Annotated in this window: 26 protein-coding genes; 17 read left to right on the plus strand and 9 right to left on the minus strand. The window is 67.5% G+C overall.

What is annotated here, in order from left to right:
• Positions 1-71 precede the first annotated feature (71 nt).
• From J1M43_RS13775 to J1M43_RS13800, 6 genes are read left to right on the plus strand one after another with little or no spacing between them, the layout of a single operon-like run.
• On the plus strand, positions 72-1,820 hold the full coding sequence (locus J1M43_RS13775) for a dihydroxyacetone kinase family protein (RefSeq protein WP_206477041.1): 1,749 nt from the start codon (positions 72-74) through the stop codon (positions 1,818-1,820).
• 2 nt (positions 1,821-1,822) lie between these two features.
• Positions 1,823-2,296, plus strand: coding sequence for a ribose-5-phosphate isomerase (locus tag J1M43_RS13780; RefSeq protein ID WP_033105196.1), 474 nt, complete (start codon positions 1,823-1,825; stop codon positions 2,294-2,296).
• Positions 2,289-3,056, plus strand: coding sequence for a triose-phosphate isomerase family protein (locus J1M43_RS13785; RefSeq protein ID WP_033105195.1), 768 nt, complete (start codon positions 2,289-2,291; stop codon positions 3,054-3,056). The genes J1M43_RS13780 and J1M43_RS13785 overlap by 8 nt, the downstream gene beginning before the upstream one ends.
• A 10-nt stretch (positions 3,057-3,066) precedes the next feature.
• On the plus strand, positions 3,067-3,882 hold the full coding sequence (locus J1M43_RS13790; RefSeq protein ID WP_033105194.1) for a DeoR/GlpR family DNA-binding transcription regulator: 816 nt from the start codon (positions 3,067-3,069) through the stop codon (positions 3,880-3,882).
• A 55-nt stretch (positions 3,883-3,937) separates the two neighbouring features.
• The gene (locus J1M43_RS13795; protein WP_206477042.1) at positions 3,938-5,560 is read left to right on the plus strand and encodes a sodium-dependent transporter; all 1,623 of its coding nucleotides are present in this window, start codon (positions 3,938-3,940) and stop codon (positions 5,558-5,560) included.
• The gene (locus tag J1M43_RS13800) at positions 5,557-5,694 is read left to right on the plus strand and encodes a methionine/alanine import family NSS transporter small subunit (protein WP_206477043.1); all 138 of its coding nucleotides are present in this window, start codon (positions 5,557-5,559) and stop codon (positions 5,692-5,694) included. Before J1M43_RS13795 ends, J1M43_RS13800 begins: the two co-directional genes overlap by 4 nt.
• Before the next feature lie 9 nt (positions 5,695-5,703).
• Here the strand turns inward: J1M43_RS13800 and J1M43_RS13805 are convergent, their stop codons facing one another.
• On the minus strand, positions 5,704-6,390 hold the full coding sequence (locus tag J1M43_RS13805; protein ID WP_307823472.1) for a DUF6766 family protein: 687 nt from the start codon (positions 6,388-6,390) through the stop codon (positions 5,704-5,706).
• 284 nt (positions 6,391-6,674) lie between these two features.
• On the opposite strand from J1M43_RS13805, the gene J1M43_RS13810 reads away from it, so the two are divergent.
• Complete coding sequence (locus tag J1M43_RS13810; protein ID WP_206477044.1) at positions 6,675-8,141, plus strand: sodium:alanine symporter family protein; 1,467 nt, start codon at positions 6,675-6,677, stop codon at positions 8,139-8,141.
• 51 nt (positions 8,142-8,192) lie between these two features.
• Complete coding sequence (locus J1M43_RS13815; RefSeq protein WP_206477045.1) at positions 8,193-9,491, plus strand: FAD-binding protein; 1,299 nt, start codon at positions 8,193-8,195, stop codon at positions 9,489-9,491.
• Here J1M43_RS13815 and J1M43_RS13820 read toward each other — a convergent pair.
• From J1M43_RS13820 to J1M43_RS13835, 4 genes are all read right to left on the minus strand, one after another.
• Complete coding sequence (locus J1M43_RS13820) at positions 9,466-9,738, minus strand: Rho termination factor N-terminal domain-containing protein (RefSeq protein WP_206477046.1); 273 nt, start codon at positions 9,736-9,738, stop codon at positions 9,466-9,468. The genes J1M43_RS13815 and J1M43_RS13820 overlap by 26 nt on opposite strands.
• A gap of 29 nt (positions 9,739-9,767) precedes the next feature.
• On the minus strand, positions 9,768-10,262 hold the full coding sequence (locus J1M43_RS13825) for a CinA family protein (protein WP_307823474.1): 495 nt from the start codon (positions 10,260-10,262) through the stop codon (positions 9,768-9,770).
• Between the two features lie 8 nt (positions 10,263-10,270).
• Complete coding sequence (locus J1M43_RS13830; protein WP_033106301.1) at positions 10,271-10,684, minus strand: CBS domain-containing protein; 414 nt, start codon at positions 10,682-10,684, stop codon at positions 10,271-10,273.
• A gap of 80 nt (positions 10,685-10,764) precedes the next feature.
• Positions 10,765-11,262: a hypothetical protein gene (locus J1M43_RS13835; RefSeq protein WP_206477047.1), complete on the minus strand. Its 498-nt coding sequence runs from the start codon at positions 11,260-11,262 to the stop codon at positions 10,765-10,767.
• 186 nt (positions 11,263-11,448) lie between these two features.
• Here J1M43_RS13835 and J1M43_RS13840 point away from each other — a divergent pair, with 186 nt between their 5' ends.
• Positions 11,449-11,799, plus strand: coding sequence for a hypothetical protein (locus J1M43_RS13840; RefSeq protein ID WP_033105189.1), 351 nt, complete (start codon positions 11,449-11,451; stop codon positions 11,797-11,799).
• On the opposite strand, the gene surE is transcribed toward J1M43_RS13840, so the two are convergent.
• Together surE and J1M43_RS13850 are read right to left on the minus strand one after the other, a co-directional pair.
• Complete coding sequence (gene surE / locus J1M43_RS13845; protein ID WP_084595563.1) at positions 11,721-12,539, minus strand: 5'/3'-nucleotidase SurE; 819 nt, start codon at positions 12,537-12,539, stop codon at positions 11,721-11,723. The two genes, J1M43_RS13840 and surE, sit on opposite strands and share 79 nt — an antisense overlap.
• Complete coding sequence (locus J1M43_RS13850; RefSeq protein WP_206477048.1) at positions 12,536-13,537, minus strand: PfkB family carbohydrate kinase; 1,002 nt, start codon at positions 13,535-13,537, stop codon at positions 12,536-12,538. Before J1M43_RS13850 ends, surE begins: the two co-directional genes overlap by 4 nt.
• 174 nt (positions 13,538-13,711) lie before the next feature.
• On the opposite strand from J1M43_RS13850, the gene J1M43_RS13855 reads away from it, so the two are divergent.
• Together J1M43_RS13855 and J1M43_RS13860 are read left to right on the plus strand one after the other, a co-directional pair.
• Positions 13,712-14,590, plus strand: a complete 879-nt coding sequence (locus J1M43_RS13855; RefSeq protein ID WP_206477049.1) for an SDR family oxidoreductase — start codon at positions 13,712-13,714, stop codon at positions 14,588-14,590.
• Positions 14,587-14,898 (plus strand): hypothetical protein, encoded by a 312-nt coding sequence (locus J1M43_RS13860; protein WP_206477050.1) that lies wholly within the window; start codon positions 14,587-14,589, stop codon positions 14,896-14,898. The genes J1M43_RS13855 and J1M43_RS13860 overlap by 4 nt, the downstream gene beginning before the upstream one ends.
• 62 nt (positions 14,899-14,960) lie before the next feature.
• Here the strand turns inward: J1M43_RS13860 and J1M43_RS13865 are convergent, their stop codons facing one another.
• Positions 14,961-16,346: an FAD-binding oxidoreductase gene (locus J1M43_RS13865; protein ID WP_033105186.1), complete on the minus strand. Its 1,386-nt coding sequence runs from the start codon at positions 16,344-16,346 to the stop codon at positions 14,961-14,963.
• A gap of 77 nt (positions 16,347-16,423) precedes the next feature.
• Here J1M43_RS13865 and J1M43_RS13870 point away from each other — a divergent pair, with 77 nt between their 5' ends.
• The 5 genes from J1M43_RS13870 to J1M43_RS13890 all read left to right on the plus strand — a co-directional run bounded on the left by J1M43_RS13870 (position 16,424) and on the right by J1M43_RS13890 (position 20,192).
• On the plus strand, positions 16,424-16,600 hold the full coding sequence (locus J1M43_RS13870; protein ID WP_160175023.1) for a hypothetical protein: 177 nt from the start codon (positions 16,424-16,426) through the stop codon (positions 16,598-16,600).
• 70 nt (positions 16,601-16,670) lie between these two features.
• Positions 16,671-17,969, plus strand: a complete 1,299-nt coding sequence (locus J1M43_RS13875) for a cysteine desulfurase (protein WP_206477051.1) — start codon at positions 16,671-16,673, stop codon at positions 17,967-17,969.
• Complete coding sequence (gene sufU / locus J1M43_RS13880; protein ID WP_033105185.1) at positions 17,966-18,409, plus strand: Fe-S cluster assembly sulfur transfer protein SufU; 444 nt, start codon at positions 17,966-17,968, stop codon at positions 18,407-18,409. The genes J1M43_RS13875 and sufU overlap by 4 nt, the downstream gene beginning before the upstream one ends.
• Before the next feature lie 97 nt (positions 18,410-18,506).
• The gene (locus J1M43_RS13885; RefSeq protein ID WP_206477052.1) at positions 18,507-19,376 is read left to right on the plus strand and encodes a sulfurtransferase; all 870 of its coding nucleotides are present in this window, start codon (positions 18,507-18,509) and stop codon (positions 19,374-19,376) included.
• 168 nt (positions 19,377-19,544) lie between these two features.
• Positions 19,545-20,192, plus strand: coding sequence for a GntR family transcriptional regulator (locus J1M43_RS13890; RefSeq protein ID WP_206477053.1), 648 nt, complete (start codon positions 19,545-19,547; stop codon positions 20,190-20,192).
• Between the two features lie 9 nt (positions 20,193-20,201).
• Here J1M43_RS13890 and J1M43_RS13895 read toward each other — a convergent pair whose 3' ends face one another.
• Positions 20,202-21,038, minus strand: coding sequence for an SDR family oxidoreductase (locus tag J1M43_RS13895; protein ID WP_206477054.1), 837 nt, complete (start codon positions 21,036-21,038; stop codon positions 20,202-20,204).
• Between the two features lie 129 nt (positions 21,039-21,167).
• On the opposite strand from J1M43_RS13895, the gene J1M43_RS13900 reads away from it, so the two are divergent.
• The gene (locus J1M43_RS13900; protein ID WP_033105181.1) at positions 21,168-21,728 is read left to right on the plus strand and encodes a hypothetical protein; all 561 of its coding nucleotides are present in this window, start codon (positions 21,168-21,170) and stop codon (positions 21,726-21,728) included.
• Positions 21,729-21,739: the final 11 nt, after the last annotated feature.

A 21,739-nucleotide genomic window follows, 5' to 3' on the forward strand; every position in this document is an offset into this window, starting at 1 on the left:
TTCGCCCGATCTCAAAGACGGCCCGATCTCAAAGAGGGCGCGATCTCAAGAAGAGACTGACGAGAGGCAACATGAGTTACGTTCTGAACGACCCCGCTGATTTCGCGGACGAGTCCGTGATCGGCTTCGTCGCCGCGCACGGCACCCTGGTGCGGCGGGTCTCCGGTGGTGTCGCGCGCGCACAGGCCACGCCGTCCGGACAGGTCGCGATCGTCATCGGAGGCGGGTCGGGGCACTATCCGGCGTTCGCGGGGCTCGTCGGTGCCGGTCTCGCCCACGGTGCAGCGATGGGCAACGTCTTCGCCTCGCCCAGTGCGCAGCAGATCTACTCCGTTGCCAAGTCCGTCGCGACGGATGCGGGCGTGCTCCTCAGCTACGGCAACTACGCCGGCGACGTGCTCAACTTCGATCAGGCCGAGAAGCGGCTGCGCGATGAGGGCATCCCGTGCCGCACAGTGCGGGTGACCGACGACATCTACAGCGCCGCATCCGCGGAGAAGTCAAAGCGGCGTGGCATCGCCGGCGACCTCGCCGTGTTCCGTGCCGCCTCATGGGCCGCAGAGCAGGGCATATCGCTCGACGATGTCGCCGAGATCGCAGCCCGTGCCAACGACCGGACCCGGTCGATCGGCGTCGCGTTCTCCGGGTGCACGCTCCCCGGTGCGTCGGAGCCGCTCTTCACCGTTCCCGCGGGACACATGGCCGTCGGAATGGGCATCCACGGCGAACCGGGCATCTCGGTCGTGCCGCTGCCAACGGCTCGAGAGCTCGCCGCCGTCCTCGTCGGAGGGCTCCTCGGCGAGGTGCCCGACGGTGTCGCCGTCGACGGTGCGCACGCCGCTGTCATCCTGAACGGGCTCGGCGCGGTCAAATCCGAAGAGCTGTTCGTGATCTACGCCACGGTGATCGAGCTCCTGGCGGAGGCCGGAGTCACGATCGTCGAGCCGGAGGTCGGCGAATACGCGACGAGTTTCGAGATGGCGGGGGTTTCACTGACACTGTTCTGGCTGGACGATGAGCTCGCCCGGGCCTGGGCTTCGCCTGCTTACACTCCGGCGTACCGCAAGGGCGCCGTCGAGACATCCGCCGCGGATGCCGTGGCAGATGCCGTCCAGGACACGGCCGTCGATGCCGAGGTCATCCCTGCTGCATCGCCGGACTCCGTCGAGATCGGCGCGGTCACCCTCGCGATCATCGACGCCATCCGCGACATGATCGATCGCGATGTCGACGAACTCGGCCGACTGGATGCGATCGCCGGCGACGGTGATCACGGCATCGGCATGCAGCGTGGCGCGCGCGCCGGAGCCGCCGCCGCACGCGCGGCGGTCGACGCCGGTGCGGGAGCGGGAACAGTGCTCTGCCGTGCAGGAGACGCGTGGGCAGACAAGGCCGGCGGCACCTCCGGCGCACTCTGGGGTGCGGCGCTGCGAGCCGCCGGAGAGCGCCTCGGGGACGAGATCCGGCCTGAGGCGGGCGACGTCGCCGAGGCGGTGGACGCCGCACGCGCGGCGATCCAGGGATACGGTAAGGCCTCTGTCGGCGACAAGACCATGGTCGATGCGCTCGTGCCCTTTGCGGAGGGGCTGACCGCGCGCGTCGCGGCCGGCACGCCGTTGGCGCAGGCCTGGGTGGCTGCAGCCGCCGACGCCACGAGCGCGGCAGAGGCGACATCCGCTCTTCTTCCCCGAATGGGGCGCGCACGACCTCACATGGAGAAGAGCCTCGGCACTCCCGACCCCGGCGCGATCTCGCTCGCGCGGGCGATGACCGTTGCGGGCCTGGTGCTCGCAGATGACAGCAGTACAGAGAAGGACTGAACATGACACGTGAATGGCGAATCGTCGTCGGATCCGACGACGCGGGGTTCGAGTACAAGGAAGCACTCAAGAAGGACCTGTTGAACGACCCGCGGGTCGCCGAGGTCATCGATGTCGGCGTCGACGCGAGCGGGGGCACGGCGTACCCGGTCGTCGCGATCGCGGCGGCGGAGAAGGTCCGCGCGGGAGAAGCAGACCGGGCCCTGCTCGTGTGCGGCACCGGTCTGGGCGTCGCGATCGCGGCGAACAAGGTGCCGGGGATCCGTGCTGTCACGGCGCATGACAGCTATAGCGTCGAGCGCAGTGTGCTCAGTAACAACGCTCAGGTGCTGACATTCGGACAGCGAGTCGTGGGCCTGGAACTGGCACGCCGATTGGCGCGCGAATGGCTCGGATACGAGTTCGACGAGTCCTCCGCATCGGCGCAGAAGGTCGCCGTCATCGAGGGCTACGAGGCCACGGGGACCTGTGGCTGACGACGACGGACGGCCTGTTCTGCTCGGCGCGAGCCTCAAGCTCTATCTCGACATCGATACCAGCGTCGCGTGGGCCGAATCTCTCGCTGTGATCGCTCGTGCGCACCCCGCTGTCATCGCGGGGGAGGTGCGCCTGTTCATCCTGCCCTCGCTTCCCGCCCTGGATCGCGTGATCGCGGCCGTCGCGGGCTCGCCGATCGCCGTGGGCGCCCAGGACCTGTTCTGGGCCGATCGCGGCGCCTATACGGGGGCGGTCAGCGGTGCCGACCTCGCGCGGCTGGGATGCCGGTATGTCGAGGTCGGGCACGCGGAACGGCGACACGTCTTCGGTGAGGACGACGCGATCATCCGGCGCAAGCTCACGGCCGCTGTGCGCAACGGGCTCACCCCGGTGCTGTGCGTCGGCGAGGAGACACGGCAGGACGCGGACCTCGCGGCCGAGACCTGCATCGCTCAGATCGAATCGGCGATCGCCGACAGCGGAGACCTCAGCGATCTCGTCGTCGCATACGAGCCGGAATGGGCGATCGGACAGGCCGAGCCGGCCTCGCCCGACCACGTGACAGAGGTCGTCGCACGGCTGCGCGCTCATCTCGCACAGCGGGGCCTCGGTGCCGCAGCGGTGATCTACGGCGGCAGCGCGAAGCCCGGACTGCTGAGTACGCTCTCCTCAGGTGTCGACGGATTGTTCCTCGGTCGATTCGCCCACGAGCCGCAGGCATTCGCGAGCATCATCGACGAGGCCGCCAGGGCACGTTGAGAGGGAGAAGATGAGCAGCAGTTCCCCAGCAGTGCCGTCGCGGACGGACCGGCAGCAATCTCGTCAGCTGGCGATCAGCGAGGCCGTGATGGCCGCGGGATCCCTGCGTATCGAGCAGATCGCAGAGCGGTTCGGCATCAGCGTCATGACCGTCCACCGCGATCTCGACGAGTTGGAGGACCGAGGGCTGCTGCGTAAGAGCAGGGGAGTGGCGACCGCCAGTTCCACGGCGCTGGTCGAATCCAGCGATGTGTACCGGGTGGGGCGACAACAGGCCGAGAAGGAGGCCATGGCGCTCGCCGCCATGGAGTTCGTCGAGCCGGGGCAGGCGATCATCCTCGACGACTCGACCTCGACGATGCACCTGCTTCCGCACCTGCACACGAAGACGCCTCTGACGGTCATCACCAACACGCTGACGATCATGAACGACCTGCGCGGTATGCGCGGCATCGAGATGATCGGCCTCGGCGGAGAGTTCTACAACTGGTGCAGCGCCTTCATGGGGCGCATCACCGTGCGGGAGATCGCCGAGCTGCGTGCCGATCTCTTCGTGATGTCGACCTCGGCCATCGTGGACGACATCTGCTTCCACCAGACGCTGGAGACCGTCGACGTGAAGCGGGCGATGTTCGAATCGGCGAGCAAGCGCGTGCTGCTGGCGGACAGGACGAAGTTCGACAAGCGAGCGCTGCACGCGATGCTGCCGCTGGCCGACTTCGACGTGGTCGTCGTCGACGCAGCCACCGATCGTCGGCACATCGACCGGATGCGGGACGCCGGCGTCAACGTGCACATCGCACGCCGCCCGGCCGCCGCCCGCTGAGCGGATCTGGCGCGCTTCGCGACGCGGTCATCCGGTCTGAGGTAACGTCTCGGGCATGGCCACCGCAACGACGCAGACCCGCAGACGTGAGGCGTTCGGCTCACGCAATGTGTTCATCCTCTCGGCGATCGGCTCAGCCGTCGGCCTGGGGAACATCTGGCGCTTCCCCTACGTCGCGTACGAGGGCGGCGGTGGCGCGTTCCTCATCCCATACCTGTGCGCGCTGCTGACCGCAGGCATCCCGCTGCTGTTCTTCGATTACGCGATCGGGCACCGGTTCCGCGGCTCCGCTCCGCTCGCCTTCCGCCGGATCCATCGCGCGGCCGAGCCGCTCGGCTGGTGGCAGGTTCTCATCTGCGTGGTGATCGCCGTGTACTACGCGGTCATCATCGCCTGGGCGGCAATGTACACCTGGTTCTCCGCCCAGCTCACGTGGGGGCCGGGGAACGAGAACGACTTCTTCTTCACCGACTTCCTGCAGTCCGCCGACGTCGCTGAAGGCGGCGTCTCGACGGACTTCGTGCCGCAGGTCGGCATTCCGCTGGTCATCGTCTGGCTCGTCGTGATCGTGATCATGGCTCTCGGAGTCAAGCGCGGCATCGGCCGGGCGAACATGATCCTCATGCCGCTGCTCACGGTCATGTTCGCGATCCTCGTCGTGCAGTCGCTGTTCCTGCCGGGTGCCATGGAGGGCCTCAACGCCTTCTTCACCCCGAACTGGGAGGCACTGGCCGACCCTGGTGTGTGGGCATCCGCATACGGCCACATCTTCTTCTCGCTCTCGGTCGCGTTCGGGATCATGGTGACCTACTCGTCGTATCTCAAGCGCAAGACCGACCTGACCGGCTCAGGACTCGTCGTCGCATTCGCCAATTCGGGTTTCGAGATCCTCGCCGGCATCGGCGTCTTCGCCGCGCTGGGCTTCATGGCGCAGGCGCAGGGAACAGACGTCTCCGGCGTGGCGTCGTCGGGGATCGGACTCGCGTTCGTGGCCTTCCCGACCATCGTCTCGCAGGCGACCGGCGGCTCGATCATCGGCGTCCTGTTCTTCGGAGCGCTCGTGTTCGCGGGCATCACCTCGCTCATCTCCATCCTCGAGGTGATCGTCGCAGCCCTCCAGGACAAGCTCGGCTGGAGCCGCGTGCGCACCACTCTCACGGTGTCGATCCCTCTCGCGGTGATCTCGATGGCGCTGTTCTCCACGACCACGGCACTGACGGTGCTCGACACGGCCGATGCCTTCGTCAATGCCTTCGGCATCATGGCGGTCGCCCTCGTCGCGGTGATCGTCGTCGCCTGGGTGTTCCACAAGCTGCCCGTGCTGAAGGACCACCTGAACCGGCGCTCGAGCTTCCCCGTGGGACGGATCTGGATGCTGCTGGTCGGCGTGCTCGCCCCCGTCGTGCTCGGCTACCTGCTGATCAGCGAGCTCATCACGAAGATCTCCGAGCCCTACGGCGGGTACCCCGCCTGGTTCCTCGGCGTCTTCGGATGGGGCATGGTGATCGCCCTCGTCGTGATCGGGGTGCTGCTTTCGCTCATGCCGTGGAGCGGACGCTCGCACGCCAAGGATGACCCGGACTACGACGAGTTCCTCGTCGACGAGCACTACGATCCCGACCCGGAGACGGATACGATCCGGATCGCGGAGACGCACGAGAAGGGAGCGGGTGCATGACCATCACAGCCATCATCATGATGATCATCGCGATGGTCACGGTCTGGGGCGGCCTGATCGCCGCGATTGTGAACCTCGCACGCCATCCCGAGGTCGCCGAGTCCGAACCGGAGGTCCTGCGCGTCGAACTCTGAGGACTTGTCTCACTCCGAAGCCACGCTGCTCGTGTGGTGCGGCATACCGACCGGCTTCGACTCGCTGGATCCTCGCTGGCGCAGATAGATCGAGAAGGCGACCATCGCCCCGACCGCGAGGAACTCCGATTGCCAGTTCTGCAGCGTGCGGTTCCAGAACTCCGGTGAAACCAGGTAGTCGCCCCACGTCTCAGGAGGCAGCCCGTGCTGCACGTTCTGCTCGTTCACCACGATGTGTCCCGCGAGTGACTGCGCAAGCCAGGAGAGCAGGAAGACCGAACCCATCATGAGCAGGAGTGAGTTCGAGTAGATCCACAGTCGCACGCCTTGCGCCTTCGCCCAGCGCGGCGAGTCCGCTCGCGCGTAGGTCCCGACGTGCTGTTCCTCATCGCTGCCGACGCCTTCGTCGCCGTACTTCTTCGACTCGGGCGATCCGCGCTGGATCAGCCAGATCGTCGCGAAGATGAAGAGGAAGAACTGGAGGAACTCGGACTGCCAGTTCTCCGCCACATCGACGAGGAAGTCCGACGAGGTGACGAACTCGATGTACGTCACCGGCGCCTGCCCATGCTGCATGAGTTCTTCGTTGTTGTACGCGTGACCGGCGAAGGACTGGCCGAGCAGCGCGAGCACGAAGATGATCAGAAACGCCACGCTGAGACTGCTGGTCCGGAGGAAATGACGCACGACGATCACCGGCCCGTCAGCGGCAGGATGATCATGATCGCGAGCCCCACCACGATGATCACGGTCCACGACCAGAATGCGGTGCGCATCGCGCTTCTTGTCTCACCGTCACCTGACATGTCGGCTCCTCTCGGTCTCGGAGACGATCCTGTCGCACTGGTGGGCGCAGGGATGCACCCTTGACAACAGCCCTCTGGGTCGGCATCTGCAGCGAGGAGGCTTCAACCGATCGAACGGCCCGCATTCGCTACGCGCTATAGACCCCGTGGCCGCTGTCCGACATACTGACGCGCATGGATGCCATCAATGAATTCGTGTTGTCCGGCGGCAATCTGCTCTGGACCTGGATCGTCCTTCCCGTCCTCGTCCTTCTGGGCCTCTACTTCACGATCCGATCCGGTGTGGTGCAGTTCCGGCTCATCCCCGAGATGTTCCGCACGCTCACCGACAGGACTCCACGTGACGAGAACGGTGAGCCGCAGTCGGTTTCGGCGTTCCAGGCCTTCACGATCTCCGCAGCATCCAGGGTCGGCGTCGGCAACATCGCAGGCGTCGGCACGGCGATAGCCATCGGCGGCCCCGGTGCGATCTTCTGGATGTGGGCGATGGCCTTCGTCGGCGGAGCATCGAGCTTCATCGAGTCGACCCTCGGACAGCTGTACAAGGTGCGCGACAAGGACGGCTTCCGCGGCGGCCCCGCCTACTACATGCAGCACGGCCTCAAGGCTCGCTGGATGGGCATCGTCTTCGCCGTGATCCTCATCATCTGCTTCCCGTTCGCGTTCAGCTCGCTGCAGGCCAACACGATCAGCGCGACGATCTCCTCGAGCTTCGGCGGCGAGGTGGGATGGATACCGTGGGTGGTCGGCGTCGCACTGGCGATTCTGACGGCCATGGTGGTGTTCGGCGGACTTCGCCGCATCGCGAGCGTGACGCAGGCCGTCGTTCCGGCGATGGCGCTCGGCTACCTCCTGCTCGGCCTTGTCATCGTGGGCATGAACATCGAGGCGCTCCCCGGTGTTTTCGCATCCATCTACACGGAGGCCTTCGGATTCAACGAGGTCGTCGGAGCGACGATCGGCGTCATCATCATGAACGGCGTGAAGCGCGGCATGTTCTCGAACGAAGCAGGCCTCGGTTCCGCCCCGAACGCCGGCGCCAGCGCCGCCGTCACGCACCCGGTCAAGCAGGGACTCGTCCAGACCCTGGGCGTCTACTTCGACACGTTCCTGGTCTGCTCCATCACCGCGTTCATCATCCTCGTCTCCACACCGGATCTCGCGAACGCGGCACAGGGGATCGGTTTGACGCAGAACGCGATCGTCTCGAACCTCGGTGAATGGTCGAACGTGCTTCTGAGCATCATCATCTTCCTGCTGGCGTTCAGTTCGATTCTCGGCAACTACTACTACGGCGAGTCGAACATCGAGTTCATCACGACGAACCGCACGGTGCTGCAGAGCTATCGCACGCTCGTCGTCCTGGTGATCCTGTTCGGTTCGGTCGCCTCCGCCGACCTCATCTGGAACACCGCCGACGGCATCATGGGCCTCATGGCGCTGGTCAACCTGATCGCCATCGGACTGCTCTCCGGTGTCGCATTCAAGCTGCTGCGCGACTACACCCAGCAACGGCGAGAGGGCAGGGATCCGGTGTTCACCCGAGACAGACTGCCCGAGGTCACCGGCATCCAGAGCTGGATCGACGAACTCAGCGTCACCGGTCCGCTGCAGGTCGTGAAACAGCGCTCGCGGAAGTGACGCCTGGACTCTGCGTTCCTCGGGTCCGTTCGACCACGGCATGATGGACGGATGACATTCACAGGCCGGAACGCGATCAGCAACTGGGCGGGCAACGTCGTCTTCACCCCGGCGGCTGTCCTGCGACCGAGGGACGTCGCCGAGGCGCAGCAGTTCGTCGCGGATGCTCCTCGGATCAGAGCGCTCGGCACAGGCCACTCCTTCAACGACATCGCCGATGCTCCGCAACTCATCTCGCTCCGCGATGTCGCATCGCCGTTCGAACTGGATGAGCGCACACAGACGGTCACCGTGCCCGGCGCGGCGCCGTACGGGGCCGTCGCCGCCTTCCTGCACGAGCACGGCTGGGGGCTGCACAACCTCGGCTCGCTGCCCCACATCTCCGTGGCGGGCGCGACAGCGACGGCCACTCACGGTTCCGGTGACGGCAACGGCGTGCTGTCGACGGCCGTGCGCGGCATCGAGCGCATCGGCGCAGACGGCGAGCTGAACTGGATCCACGCCGGAGAGCCGGATTTCGAGGGCAGCGTGGTCGCACTCGGCGCCTTGGGCGTCATCACCAGGCTGCGGCTGGCGATAGAACCGACGTACGACGTGACGCAGCAGGTGTACACCGGTTTGGGGTGGGACACCCTCCTTGCGGAGTTCGACGAGATCATGGCGTCGGCGTACAGCGTCAGCGTGCTCGGCAAATGGGCGGAGCCGACACTCTCGACGCTGTGGCTCAAACACCGCGCTCTCACGGATCAGGGCGGATCAGCGGATGCTGCGCCGCGGGCGTTCGGCGGAGAACGAGTCGCCGCCGAAGTGCACGCCATCATCACCGGCGACGCGCCCGATGACAACATGACGCCGCTGGGTACTCGCGGTGCATGGTCGACACGGCTCGCGCATTTCCGTTTCGACCGCGACCCCAGCGCCGGTGGAGACGAGATCCAGTCCGAGTTCTTCGTGCCGCGAGCGGTGGCCGTCGATGCGCTGCGCGCCATCCGGCCGCTCGGCGATCGGATCGACCCGCTGCTGCACGTGAGCGAGTTCCGCACGTTCGCGGGGGACGACCTCTGGCTCAGCGGAGGCGAGGGAGGCGCACGGGTCGCCATCCACTTCACCTGGCGCCGGCGTCCCGCAGAGGTCGCAGCCGTCCTGCCGGACATCGAGGCGGCGCTTGGGCCCTTCACCCCGCGCGCGCACTGGGGAAAGGTGTACACGACCGGATTCGATCAGGCGGCGGGCTTCCGTCGCCTCGGCGACTTCGCTGCGCTCGCCGCGCGCGTCGACCCCGCGGGGAAGTTCCGCAACGCACACCTGGATCGCGTACTGGCGATCAGTGGTTGCGAAGCGCCTCGATGAGCTCGGACTTCCGCTTCTTCGAGTAGCCGGTGAGGCCCAATTCCTTGGCGCGCCCGCGCAGATCGTCGACCGTCCAATCGTCGTAGTCGCCAGCCTTGCCTCCGCGTCGGCCGACCTCCGAGCGTCCGCGCTTGGTCCCACCGGTGGCGTTCGATATGCGGGCCGCCTTCTCCTTGGAGGCGCCGTCGTCGCGGAGTTCCTCGTAGAGCTCCGGGTCCTTCAATCGTGAATTCGCGCCGCGTGGCATGTTCTGCTCCTTCGGGTCGAGATCGTGCGTCAGGTGGGGTGGTGGTCGCTGAAGTCCTCTGCGCGCTCACGCAGCAGGCGGACGCCGGCCTCGACGGTCGCCGACAGCACGGCATCCTGATCGCCGTCGAGCTGGAGGTGCTCGTGGCCGAGCTGATCATGCATCGCCCAGCCCAGATACACCGTGCCCGGTGGGTGACCGTCTTCAGGATCGGGTCCGCCGACGCCTGTCGTCGCAACGCAGACGTCGCCGCCGAACAGCTCGAGGCCGCCGACTGCGAGCTGTTCGGCGCACTCGGCTGAGCACGGATCGACTCCGGCCGCCACGTTGAGAAGGTGCTGTTTGACGTCGGTCATGTACGCGACGATGCCGCCGGCGAACCAGCTGCTGGCGTCGTCGCCGGCGCCGATCGCGTGTGCGAGGCCACCGGCCGTCAGTGACTCGACCACCGCGATGCGAAGCGCGTCAGCGATCGCGACCCGACTGAGCCGGTCGATGTCGTCGCTGAGCTGCACGGCAGGCACTCCAGGTCCTAGCGTGAGATGCTCTCGACGGTCTTGCCGGTCGTCTCGGGCGCCAGCGCCCGTGCCACATCGGCTTGGCTGATGATTCCCACCAGGAGGCGATCCTCGATCACGGGAAGCCGGCGGATCTGATGCTCCCGCATCTTCTCCAGCGCGATGTGGATGTCGTCCGCGGCATCGACTGTCACCGGCTTGCCCAGTGCGAGTGCGCGTGCCGGCGTGCTCTCTGGATCGAGCCCCTCGGCGACGGCCCTGACCACGATGTCGCGGTCGGTGAGCATGCCCTTCAGTTTCCTGTCCTCGCCGCAGATCGGCAGCGCTCCCACGTCGAGTTCGGACATCAGGGATGCGGCGATGCTCAGTGAGTCGTTCTCGCCGATGCACCGCGGTGCGGGGGTCATGATGTCCCGCGTCATCGTCATCGTCATTCCTCTCTCCTCCTTCGTCTTCTTCGCGTCACGATAGGGGCGCGGCACGGCGGGCGCAGAGGGGGTTGACAGCGTCAGCCGTCCTTCACCTCGAGTCCGCCCTCGGGGCCGTCGCCGTCGGACAGCGAGTAATCCGGTCGTGCGGGTTGCGGCGGCTGATCGTCCAACTCGCCGCCCTCGCGCCCTCCGAACGGACGGCCGTGATCGGCGAACTCCTCCCTGCTGAACACCAGGGTCCACGGCCCGGCGGTGAAGCGTGCACCGGTGCGCAGGATCTCCGAGCGGTCGCCGCCGTCGGTCTCGGCGGACAGCGGATTCGCGTTCATCTCGCCGGCACCGTGCAGTGTGAGCACGTACTCGTCCCGCTCGTCATGGGCGATCGTCGCGTGCACTGGATCCGTGTCGGCGAGACGGAGCTCATTGCCCTCTGCGCTGCCGACGCGCACAGTGTCGGTCGTGATGTGATGCACCGAGCGATCGTCCTCGCGCGAGATGAGCAGCCGCGGGTCGCCCGCGCCCCATCCCGCGTGGGTCGTGGTGGGCTTGTACCCCGGCGCGGTCTGATCGGTCATGTCCGGCTCCCTTCGAACTCACTGGAACCGCAAGGCTATGCGGCACCGGAACCGCAGGGGAGGGGCTTGACCCCTGGCGTGCGCGGGGCTATCGCGCAACGTCACGGCGATGACGGCTTAGGCTACTGACAGGTGCGAGAGCATGTACGCGCGCACGAACACGGAGCGGCACGGAAGCGGGGGACCATGGGCAAGTTCATCTACGAGGGCGGCGTCAAGGTCGAGATCGAAGACCGCGCCCTGCTGCACATGCAGCTCGTGATCAGCGCGAAGCTGCGGCGAGGTGAGCCGTTCGCATTCAGCTGGCGCGAAGATGCCAGCGTCGGAGGCGGCCGCACGACGGTGTGGGTGCATCCGGGCAGCGCGATCGTCTACAAGTACTACGGCGGGCGGCAGCCCTCCGTGAATCGTGCATGGGTCGATGCGCTGGCGTTCACGGCGAACTCGCCGGCCGGCCTCTACCTCGTTCCCGAGCCTGCAGACGCGGGCGCCGCAGCGGGAACAGCGGAGATGTCGACGGTCCCGCCGATCAGCTGATCCTCGTCGATGGGGCGTTCGGTGACCGAATCGACGCTCGTCATCGTGATCCACCCCTGGGCGAGGCACGCGGCGTCGCTGTCATCGGTGGGGATGTTCGGCAGCTCCTCGACGGCGAGGCGCACGTAACTCTCGTCGCTCTCCGCCACGGTCGTCTGCACGATGCCGAACGGCGCCAGCGTGCACTGGCGGATGCCGCGGGGGTCGGTGCGGTTGGGCGCGTTCACATTGAGTGCTGTGCCTCGCGGCTGCGCTGTCAGCGTGGGAAGCAACGTCATGGCCGCGCGGGCGGCGGTGTTCCAGTGGAACGCCTGCGGATTCATTCCGACGTCGAGTGACACGGCCATCGCCCAGGCCCCGTTCAGCGCTCCGGTGAGGGCGGCGCCCACGGTACCGGAATGCAGGATCGCCCGTCCGACGTTGGCTCCGTGATTCACACCGGAGAGCACGAGGTCAGGGGCGGGTCCGAACGCACCGCGTGCCGCGATCATCGCAATCAGCCCAGGGCCGCCATGCACGGCGAAAGCATGCACATCCGGCAGTGCATCCAGCGTGCGGCGGTCCACGGCTATGCGCCCATCGGACTCGCTCGCCATGATCGACGCGCTCGACCCGCTCGACTGCGCAGCGGGCGCGGCGATCGTGACCTCGATCCCGGCCTGGATCGCAGCATCCGCCAGTGCCACCAGGCCCGGTGCGTCGATACCGTCATCGTTGGTGATCAGCGCCCGGTGCGTCATGATTCCTCCGTCTCGGTCTCCGCCAGCGCGGCCAGCCCGTCGGGGCTGACTCGTCCGTGCGGCGCTTCATCCGCATCACCCTGCGGACGCTCTCGTACCTGCACGCGCTCGCGCAGCTGTGCGATCGCATCGGCGTCGCCGGTGCCGAGCCCGTGGCGCGTGACGTTCAGCGCACCGGCGGCCGCGCCGAGCGTGACGGCATCTCGCAGTCGCTCGCCGCGGGTGAGTGCGGCCACGACGCCTGCGGTGAGGGAATCGCCGGCCCCGCGCGTCTCGTTCTCCTCGAACGGCGGAAGGGACACCTCGATCAGGCCGTGATCGTCCAGGACCAGCAACGGCTCTGATGACCGCGTCACGACCACCGCGCCGGCGCCCTGCCTGCGAAGCTCATGCATCGCGTGGGTGATCTCGGGTACCGTCGTCTCGCGCACGAGACCGTCGCGGCGCAGTTCCTCATGGCTGACCTTGAGCACATCGACGCCCCCTTCCACGACGGCCTCCAGACGCTCACCGGCGAGATCCGCGATGACCAGGCGCCCGTCGCTGCGCAGATCGATCGTCAGCCGACGGTAGAGGTCGGACGGCACTGTGGCGTCGCCGGCCGGCCCGCTGAGGAGGACCGCCTTCGAGTCGGCGCTGCTGTGCAGCATCGCGCCGTAGAGATCGTCTCGCGCATGGCGGTCGATCGCATCGCCTTCCTCCTCGGCGATCACGAGTCGCTGGCCCTGACGGCGATCATGCAGATACGCGGATCCGCGGCCCTCGCGCTCGACGGCGACGACAGTGATCCCCTCATCCTCCAGCAGGTGCTTCAGGGTTCGGCCGACCTCTCCGATGAGGACGCAGCACATCGTCACCGAGACGTCGAGTCTGCGCAGCATCCGGGCCTGCCACACGCCCTGCCCGCCCGCGTGCACGTGGATCTCGGAGCCCTGGGGGTGGTCTTCGACGGTCACCGTCAGGGTCGGAGACGGGGCGAGGATCGTCACGTCGCTCACGCTGGCTCCCTTCGTTCACAGTTCACGCATCATCCCAGCAGGATCGGCACGATGCTTCCCCGTTGACATCCGCACGTGATCTCACTAGCCCGTCGAAGTGTCAACCCCCTAGGCGGGATCTCGTGAGCGAAGGAAGCTCGGATCACGCTCACCTTCCCCCAGAGAGGAGTGCCGATGCACACCGAGGATCCCCGCCACGCTCACCCCGACGATGGCTTCCCCGCACAGCAGCAGGACCAACCCGGACAGACCGAACAGATGCGACCGACGCCCGATCACGGCGAGGACAGCTACGAAGGCCACGGACGCCTGGACGGGCGGCGCGCGCTGATCACCGGAGGAGACTCCGGGATCGGACGTGCGGTCGCCATCGCGTTCGCACGCGAAGGCGCCGACGTCGCCATCGTCCACATGCCGGAGGAGCAGAAGGAGGCTGACGAGACCCTGCGCCTGGTGCGTGAGGCCGGACGAACCGGGCTCGGCCTCGCCGGCGACGTGCGCGACGAGGAGTTCGCCACCGAGTGCGTGCTGGAGGCCAGGCGGGCGCTCGGCGATCTCGACATCCTCGTCCTGAATGCGGGCTATCAGCACGATGTGCCCGGTTTCGCGCACCTGGACACCGAGGCGATGCGCCGTGTGTTCGACACGAACCTGGCCGGGATGCTGTTCTCGGCACGTGCGGCATTCCCCAACCTGCAGCCGGGCTCCAGCATCATCGTCACCGCATCCATCCAGTCGTTCGAACCCTCCTCCGGACTCATCGACTACGCCATGACCAAGGCCGCTCAGGTCGCGTTCGTCAGAGCGCTCGCCGAAGAGGCCGGCCCCCGCGGCGTTCGGGTCAACGCGGTCGCGCCCGGTCCGATCTGGACGCCGCTGATACCGGGGACCGGATGGGATGAGGACAAGATCCGCAACTTCGGCGCTGACACACCGCTGGGCAGGGCCGGACAGCCGGCGGAGCTCGCCGGTGCCTATGTGTACCTCGCTTCGGGCGAGGCATCGTACGTATCCGGCGCAGTTCTGCCGGTGACTGGAGGGAAACCATTATGACGATGACAGCCCCGGAGCCTCCGAGGCCCGAGACGACGAACTGGGAGATCATCCCGCTCGGACATGGCGCCTGGCGCATCAGCGATGGCTCCAGAAAGCAGACGGATGCGGGACGCCTCGTCGCGTACGTCGACCGCAACGACACCGGCACGCTCGAGGTCCTCTGGCTGCGGAGTCCCTGCCCGACTCGGTCGAGGTACAGGGACATCGACGAGCTGCTGGCCGACCTCGATGCCGCCGTCGCACAGGGGACGACTCCGGCCCGATCGACGCGTCCGAACGAGATCCCGCATTTTCCGCCCGCGTGACCGAGGCAGCCCGGCGTGATCCCGAGGTCGGGCGTGATCCCGATCAGTGAAGTGCGTTCCCGTCAACGACGCGCGAACACGGCCCCGGGGTTCAGGATGCCCTGCGGGTCGAGGGCGTGCTTGATCCGCTCGTTGAGTTCGAGCACGTCCGGGCCGAGGTAATCCTCCAGCCACGGCTGCTTGAGCCGGCCGACGCCGTGCTCTCCGGTGATCGTCCCGCCGAGCGCGATCGCAAGATCCATGACCTCGCCGTACGCGACGTGCGCACGCTGACGCTGTGCGTCATCGGCCGGATCGAACACCAGTAGCGGATGCGTGTTGCCGTCGCCCGCGTGGGCCAGCACCGCGATCGTGATGTCGTGCTCCGCGGAGATCGCCGCGATGCCGAGCACGAGATCGCCGAGGCGGGGGATGGGCACGCCTACGTCCTCCAGCAGGATGCTTCCCTGCTTCTCGACGGCGGGGATCGCCATGCGCCGCGCCTGCACGAACGCCTCGCCCTCGTCGGCGTCCGCGGTGAGGTAGCACTCGCTTGTGCCGTTGTCGATGCAGATCTGTTCGATGATCGCGATCTCGGCCGCGGCCACTGCCGGATCGTCGTCCGACTGGATCACCAGCATCGCGGCGGCGTCGGTGTCCAGGCCCATCCGCGTCGCGGCCTCGACGGCCCGGATCGTCGGCCGATCCATGAACTCCAGCATCGACGGACGAGTGGCGCGGGTGATGGCGAGCACCGCATCCGTCGCCCCGGTGAGCGTCGGGAAGGAGGCGACCAGTGTCGTCGGGGGCTTCTGCGGCGGCACCAGGCGCAGGATGACCTCGGTGATGACGCCGAGGGTGCCCTCGCTGCCCACGAAGAGCTTCGTGAGCGAAAGCCCTGCGACATCCTTGACGCGAGGCCCGCCCAGGTTCACGGCGCGCCCGTCGGCGAGCACGACGGTCATCCCGAGCACGTAGTCGGTCGTCACTCCGTACTTCACGCAGCACAATCCGCCCGCGTTCGTGGCGACGTTGCCGCCGATGGAGCAGAACTCGAAGGACGACGGATCCGGCGGATACCAGAGCCCCTGTGCGGCTGCCGCGGCCTTGACCTCGGCGTTGAACGCCCCCGGCTGCACGACGGCCATGCGGGTGGCGGGCTCGATGCGGATCTCTCTCATGCGATCCAGTGAGAGCACGATCGCTCCATCCATCGCCGTGCTCCCGCCCGAGAGCCCTGAGCCCGCTCCGCGTGGGATGACGGCGGTGCCGGTCGCGGCGGCGAGCCGCACCGTGGCCTGCACGTCCTCGGTGCACGTCGCCCGCACCACGGCCAGTGGAGTGCCGGCATTCGGATCGTTCGCCCGATCCCATCGGTAGGCGTCCATGGAAGCCGGATCGGTGATCACCGTGTCGGTCGGCAGCTCGGCGATGAGCCGATCGATGAGCAGAGCGCCAGTGCTGTGCATGGGTTCCTTCCCTCTCGACACACACTAACAACAGCCGCGGATGGCGCACCCGCCCCGACGCGCGTAGCGTTCCGGGTATGGACGATCACCGACCCGACCCCGCCGAAGAACGACACCCGGAGCACCCCGCCGCGCACGAAGAAGGGGGCGCACCTCTGGGTGGCGACGAGACCACCGAGCAGGAGCTCGACGCCGACAATGCGGTCGAAGAAGACGCGCTGAAGGCGCTGAACCCGGACGACTCTCCCGCCTGACCCTGCCCCACCCGCCTGACCTGGACGTCTTGGGCGCCCTCGGCGCGCGTGCGGGTGAGAAACTTGAAGCATGAGCGCTTCCCTCGATGTCACCTCGCTGGCGGATGCTGAGATCCACCGCCTCCGCGAGGACTTTCCGATCCTGCAGACGCAGGTGAACGGGCATCCGCTCGTCTACCTCGATTCCGGTGCGACCTCGCAGCGTCCTGTGGCGGTGCTGGATGCCGAACGCGAGTTCCTCACGACCCTCAACTCTGCAGTCCACCGCGGCGCGCACACCCTCGCAGCCGAGGCGACCGAGGTGTTCGAAGACGCCCGCGCCTCCGTCGCACGCTTCGTCGGCGCCGACGACGACGAGATCGTCTGGACGTCGAACGCCACCGAGGCGATCAACCTCGTCGCGTACGCGTTCTCGAACGCATCAGTGGGCCGCGGCGGATCGGCTGCCGAGAGGTTCCGGCTCGGCGAGGGCGACGAGATCGTCACGACCGAGATGGAGCACCACGCGAACCTCATCCCGTGGCAGGAACTCGCCGCCCGCACCGGCGCGACGCTGCGGGTGATCCCGCTCGACGACGACGGCGCACTGCGTCTCGACGAAACCGCAGCGCTGATCGGGCCCCGCACCAGGATCGTCGCCGTCACGCACGTCTCCAACGTGCTCGGCGTCATCAACCCCGTCGAGCAGCTGATCGCCGCAGCACACGAGGTCGGGGCGCTCGTGCTGCTCGATGCCTGCCAGTCCGCACCGCACCTGCCGCTCGATGTGAAGGCGCTCGACGTCGACTTCGCGGTGTTCTCGGGTCACAAGATGCTCGGCCCGACGGGCGTGGGTGCGCTGTACGGGCGTCGTGAACTGCTCGAGGTCATGCCGCCCTTCCTCACCGGCGGATCGATGATCACGACCGTCACCACCACCGAGGCCGAGTACCTGCCTCCGCCGCAGCGCTTCGAGGCCGGCACCCAGCGGGTGTCGCAGGCCGTCGCGCTCGCCGCCGCGGTCGATTACCTCTCCGCGGTCGGCATGACCAGGATCGCCGAGCACGAGGCCGCGCTCGGCCGCCGCCTCGTCGAGGGCCTCTCCGCGATCGAGGGCGTGCGCGTGCTCGGTGCGGGCATCGATCTGCCGCGCGTGGGACTTGCGAGCTTCGACATCCCCGGCATCCACTCGCATGACGTCGGGCAGTTCCTCGACGACCAGGGCATCGCGGTGCGGGTCGGACACCACTGCGCGCAGCCGCTGCATCGACGACTCGGAGTCACCTCGTCGACGCGGGCCAGCACCTATCTCTACTCGACAGAGGATGAGGTCGATGCGTTCCTCGAGGGCGTCGCAGCGACGATCGAGTTCTTCGGGGTGCGCTCATGACCTCCAGCGATCTGCAGAATCTGTACCAGGAGCTGATCCTCGATCACTCGCGCACCCCGCACGGTTTCGGGCTGCGCGACGAGGTGGAGGCCCAGTCGCATCAGCTGAACCCGACCTGCGGCGATGAGATCACGCTGCAGGTGCATGCGGCTCCCGACGGCACGATCGAGGCGATCGCGTGGGAAGGGCACGGCTGCGCCATCTCGCAGGCGTCGGCGTCGCTGTTCGCCGAACTGGTCGAGGGCATGACCGTGCCGGAGGTCATGACCCGCATCGATGCGTTCCGCGAGGCCATGCGCTCGCGGGGCAGGATCGAGCCCGATGAGGAGCTGCTCGGCGATGCGGCGGCCCTCGGCAGCGTCTCACGCTACGTCGCCCGAGTGAAGTGCGCCATGCTCGGCTGGGTCGCCGCAGAGGACGCCATCCGCAAACTGCGCTGATCCCCGGCGACGCGCACATGTGACGTCGTGTGTCGCTTCATGAACGAGCGTGTCGTCATCGCGTGACCTGCGGCGCCCCGGTGCGGATGCTGGGGACATGAGCCACCTCGTCAGCGTGGCGCAGCTGATCCATCTGCAGCGCGCCGAAGAGCACGGCACCGGCCCGGCCGTGCGGCTGCTCGACGTGCGCTGGAGACTCGATCGCCCTGAGGGGAGGCCGGAGTATCTGGCGGCGCATCTGCCTGGAGCCGTCTACGTCGACCTGGAGCATGAACTCGCTCGCCGCGGCGAGCCGGCGGAGGGGCGGCATCCGCTCCCGGAAACCGACGATCTGCAGCGCGCCGCACGCGGGTGGGGCCTCGATGACGGCGACACCGTCGTCGCGTATGACGACAACCGGAGCGTGCCCGCGGCACGACTGTGGTGGCTGCTGCGCCGGTTCGGCGTGGACGTGAGAGTGCTCGACGGTGGCATCCGCGCCTGGGCGGGCGAGGGAATGCCGCTCGAGCGCGGCGATGTGCTCCCCGACCCCGGCGGGATCACTTTCGCAGGCGACGCTGCCGGAGTGATCCTGCTCGACCAGGTCGAAGCGTTCCGCGATCGCGGTGTGCTTCTCGACGCGCGCACGCCAGAGCAGTACAGCGGAGCGCAGACTGCGACCGATCCGGTCGGCGGGCACATCCCCGGCGCCGTGAACCTGCCGGCGATGGCGACGGTCACCGGCGACGGCCGACTCCAGCATCCTGATGCTCTGCGCCGCATCTTCGCAACCGCAGGTGTGGATGCCGGCACCGAGGTCGCCGTGTACTGCGGTTCAGGAGTGGCGTCGATGCACACGGTGCTCGCACTCGAGCAGTCGGGCATCCGCGCGCTCGTGTACCCGGGATCGTGGAGTCAGTGGTCGAACACCCGGGGGCAGCCGGTCGCCGTCGGGATCCTTCCCGATGGCAGGCTCACGAAGGTGTGATGTGCGAACGACATCTGCCGTCATGCGGGAATAGCGCCCGGAGAGGACATGTTCCCACTGACTGACGAGACCCACCTCGAAGGTCGTCAAGGCGTTCAACCCCATCCGAGCTCGCAGATTGGGATACCAAATCTCACGCCGTTCTCAGAAGAGTGAGAGAATGCGCGAATGGGGGCGGAAAACGGAGAACTCGAATCTGCGCGCGTGGCACGGGTGCTGCGCGACGACATCATGTTGGGGCGCCGATTGCCGGGCTCGCGGTTGGTGGAGCGGGATATCGCGGCGGAGCTGAACGTCTCGCGTCTACCGGTGCGCGAGGCGATCCGCGCTCTCGTCGGCGAGGGCGTCGTCACTCCCCGGCCGCGCAGTTGGGCGGTCGTGCGCAGCTTCACCCGAAAGGACATCGAGGATCTCGCCGAGGTGCGGGCCACGGTCGAGACGCTGCTGTTCGTGTATGCGGCGCAGCGTCACGACGCCGAGGGTCTGCAGACGCTGCACGAACTGCTTGAGCGCGAAGAGCGTGCCGCGATCGCCGGCGAGGTCGATGAAGCCATGGCGCTGGCGGGCAGATTCCACGAGTACATGACGGTGCTGGCAGGCAACGAGATGTTCATGGAACTCGCTGCGGTCTTCCTCACCCGGTTGAGGTGGTTGTTCGGACGGCATGAGGATCTGATGGCCGAGGCCGTGGAGCACCGCGCGCTGTATGAGGCGATCCGGGCTCGTGACGTCGAGCTCGTGCGTGAACTCGTGACCCGCCACCTCGAGCTCGGTGCGCTCACCGCACTCGAGCGGTTCGGAGTCGGCGAGGCCTGAGGCCGGGGGTCAGCCCACCGGCGTGGTCGTATCGGTCGCCTCGCGCAGCGGACCGCGCATCACGCGCCAGTAGTTGGCCGGCATCAGCCGCGTCAGCACATCGATCAGTCGCGCCTCTCGCCCGACCATCGTACGGATGCTGCGCTGCTCGACTGCACGGATGATGCGCGCCGCGGCATCCGTCGGCTCCGTGTGATACATCGCTGCCTGCGCCGATGCGGCACGCGCGGCGACCGCCGGATCGATCGCAGCGGCGTACCGGCCGTGCAGGATGATGCCGGTGCGCACGCCGGCCGGATAGACAGCCCCCACGGTCACGGTGCTGCCCTCGAGCTCGTGGCGGAGTGCTTCGGAGAACCCTCTGACGGCGAACTTGCTCATCGAGTACGGGATGCGTCCGGCGGGTGCGGCGAGGGCGTAGACGCTGGCGAGGTGCATGATGTGCGCAGCCGGACGGGATCGCAGTGCCGGCAGCAGCGCCTTCGTGATCGAGACGGTTCCCCAGAGGTTGACGTCGACCAGCCAGCGCATCTCCTCCATCGTGAGCTGCTCGAGGCTGCCGAGCATCGACGATCCGGCGCATGTGATCAGCGCGTTGATCCTCGGGTGTGCGGCGGTCACCCCGGCGGCGGTCGCGGCGACGGCGTCGTCGTCGCGCAGGTCGACGACGTGCGTCGTCACCGTGCCTGGCAGATCCGATGCGACGGACGCCAGCGCCTGCGCGTTGTGATCGAGCAGCGCGAGGTGCACTCCGGCCGCCGCGAGCTGAACGGCGAGCTGTGCACCCATGCCGCTGGCGGCGCCGGTGATCACGGTGGTGTTCCCGGCAAGGGTCAGCCGGCTCATGCATCCTCCTCCTGACACGTTTCGGGTTCGTGCCGTTCGCTTCATCGCAGGTGGGGAGAACCTGTCGCGTTCTATTCTGGCCCCCTCTGGCGTCAGTCGGTGACGGTACGATCTCCAGAGGAGGTTGTGGTGGGACGAACTGCGGATGCTGTGGCCGAAGGCGTCGCCATCGGGACGGCTGCTGCGCGCCTGACGGTGAAGAACCGCATCCTTGTCGGCACGATCGCCCAGGGCGGCGTGTTCGACGCCGAGCGCTACCTCGCAGCCGCACGCGAGGCGCTGCTGGCGATGGCCGATGAGTCCGAGCAGGCGGCCGAACGGGTGACCACGTGGCGCAAGCGCGCTCGGGGACGTCACTCCGATCCGTCGAGCACGCACGACTACCGTGACCGCGATGTGCGCAACCTCCGCCGCCGGGCCAAGCAGTCGGCCGGCGTCGCCGAGAAGCTGCGGGCCATCGCCGAAGACCCCGAACAGCTCGGCGCTCTCGTCGAGGGCGCACGCGAGGCGGCGTGGGCGGATGTGCGCGGCAACCTCGACCGCAGGCTCCATGTCGAGGGCATGCGCCCGGATCAGGATCCCGACTACGAGGTCATGCGTGAGGCGCGGATGCAGGCGCTGCGCCTCGTCGATCTGCAGGCTCTATCGTCCGAGCAGCGTGCGCGGCGCAAGCGCGAGCAGCAGGCCTGACGCTCGGTTTC

Origin of the sequence: Microbacterium sp. KRD172, assembly GCF_017168295.1 — a bacterium.
Classification (GTDB): Bacteria; Actinomycetota; Actinomycetes; order Actinomycetales; family Microbacteriaceae; genus Microbacterium; species Microbacterium profundi.

Coding starts and splice junctions, on each gene's coding strand:
- sufU (WP_033105185.1), top strand. CDS start 17,966: ATGACCTCCAGCGATCTGCAGAATCTGTACCAGGAGCTGATCCTCGAT.
- surE (WP_084595563.1), bottom strand. CDS start 12,539: ATGACGCACCGGGCGCTGATCACCAACGATGACGGTATCGACGCACCG.
- J1M43_RS13820 (WP_206477046.1), bottom strand. CDS start 9,738: ATGCCACGCGGCGCGAATTCACGATTGAAGGACCCGGAGCTCTACGAG.
- J1M43_RS13865 (WP_033105186.1), bottom strand. CDS start 16,346: ATGCACAGCACTGGCGCTCTGCTCATCGATCGGCTCATCGCCGAGCTG.
- J1M43_RS13795 (WP_206477042.1), top strand. CDS start 3,938: ATGGCCACCGCAACGACGCAGACCCGCAGACGTGAGGCGTTCGGCTCA.
- J1M43_RS13775 (WP_206477041.1), top strand. CDS start 72: ATGAGTTACGTTCTGAACGACCCCGCTGATTTCGCGGACGAGTCCGTG.
- J1M43_RS13890 (WP_206477053.1), top strand. CDS start 19,545: ATGGGGGCGGAAAACGGAGAACTCGAATCTGCGCGCGTGGCACGGGTG.
- J1M43_RS13800 (WP_206477043.1), top strand. CDS start 5,557: ATGACCATCACAGCCATCATCATGATGATCATCGCGATGGTCACGGTC.
- J1M43_RS13895 (WP_206477054.1), bottom strand. CDS start 21,038: ATGAGCCGGCTGACCCTTGCCGGGAACACCACCGTGATCACCGGCGCC.
- J1M43_RS13790 (WP_033105194.1), top strand. CDS start 3,067: ATGAGCAGCAGTTCCCCAGCAGTGCCGTCGCGGACGGACCGGCAGCAA.
- J1M43_RS13840 (WP_033105189.1), top strand. CDS start 11,449: ATGGGCAAGTTCATCTACGAGGGCGGCGTCAAGGTCGAGATCGAAGAC.
- J1M43_RS13830 (WP_033106301.1), bottom strand. CDS start 10,684: ATGACGATGACGCGGGACATCATGACCCCCGCACCGCGGTGCATCGGC.
- J1M43_RS13870 (WP_160175023.1), top strand. CDS start 16,424: ATGGACGATCACCGACCCGACCCCGCCGAAGAACGACACCCGGAGCAC.
- J1M43_RS13835 (WP_206477047.1), bottom strand. CDS start 11,262: ATGACCGATCAGACCGCGCCGGGGTACAAGCCCACCACGACCCACGCG.
- J1M43_RS13815 (WP_206477045.1), top strand. CDS start 8,193: ATGACATTCACAGGCCGGAACGCGATCAGCAACTGGGCGGGCAACGTC.
- J1M43_RS13855 (WP_206477049.1), top strand. CDS start 13,712: ATGCACACCGAGGATCCCCGCCACGCTCACCCCGACGATGGCTTCCCC.
- J1M43_RS13875 (WP_206477051.1), top strand. CDS start 16,671: ATGAGCGCTTCCCTCGATGTCACCTCGCTGGCGGATGCTGAGATCCAC.
- J1M43_RS13885 (WP_206477052.1), top strand. CDS start 18,507: ATGAGCCACCTCGTCAGCGTGGCGCAGCTGATCCATCTGCAGCGCGCC.
- J1M43_RS13860 (WP_206477050.1), top strand. CDS start 14,587: ATGACGATGACAGCCCCGGAGCCTCCGAGGCCCGAGACGACGAACTGG.
- J1M43_RS13780 (WP_033105196.1), top strand. CDS start 1,823: ATGACACGTGAATGGCGAATCGTCGTCGGATCCGACGACGCGGGGTTC.
- J1M43_RS13810 (WP_206477044.1), top strand. CDS start 6,675: ATGGATGCCATCAATGAATTCGTGTTGTCCGGCGGCAATCTGCTCTGG.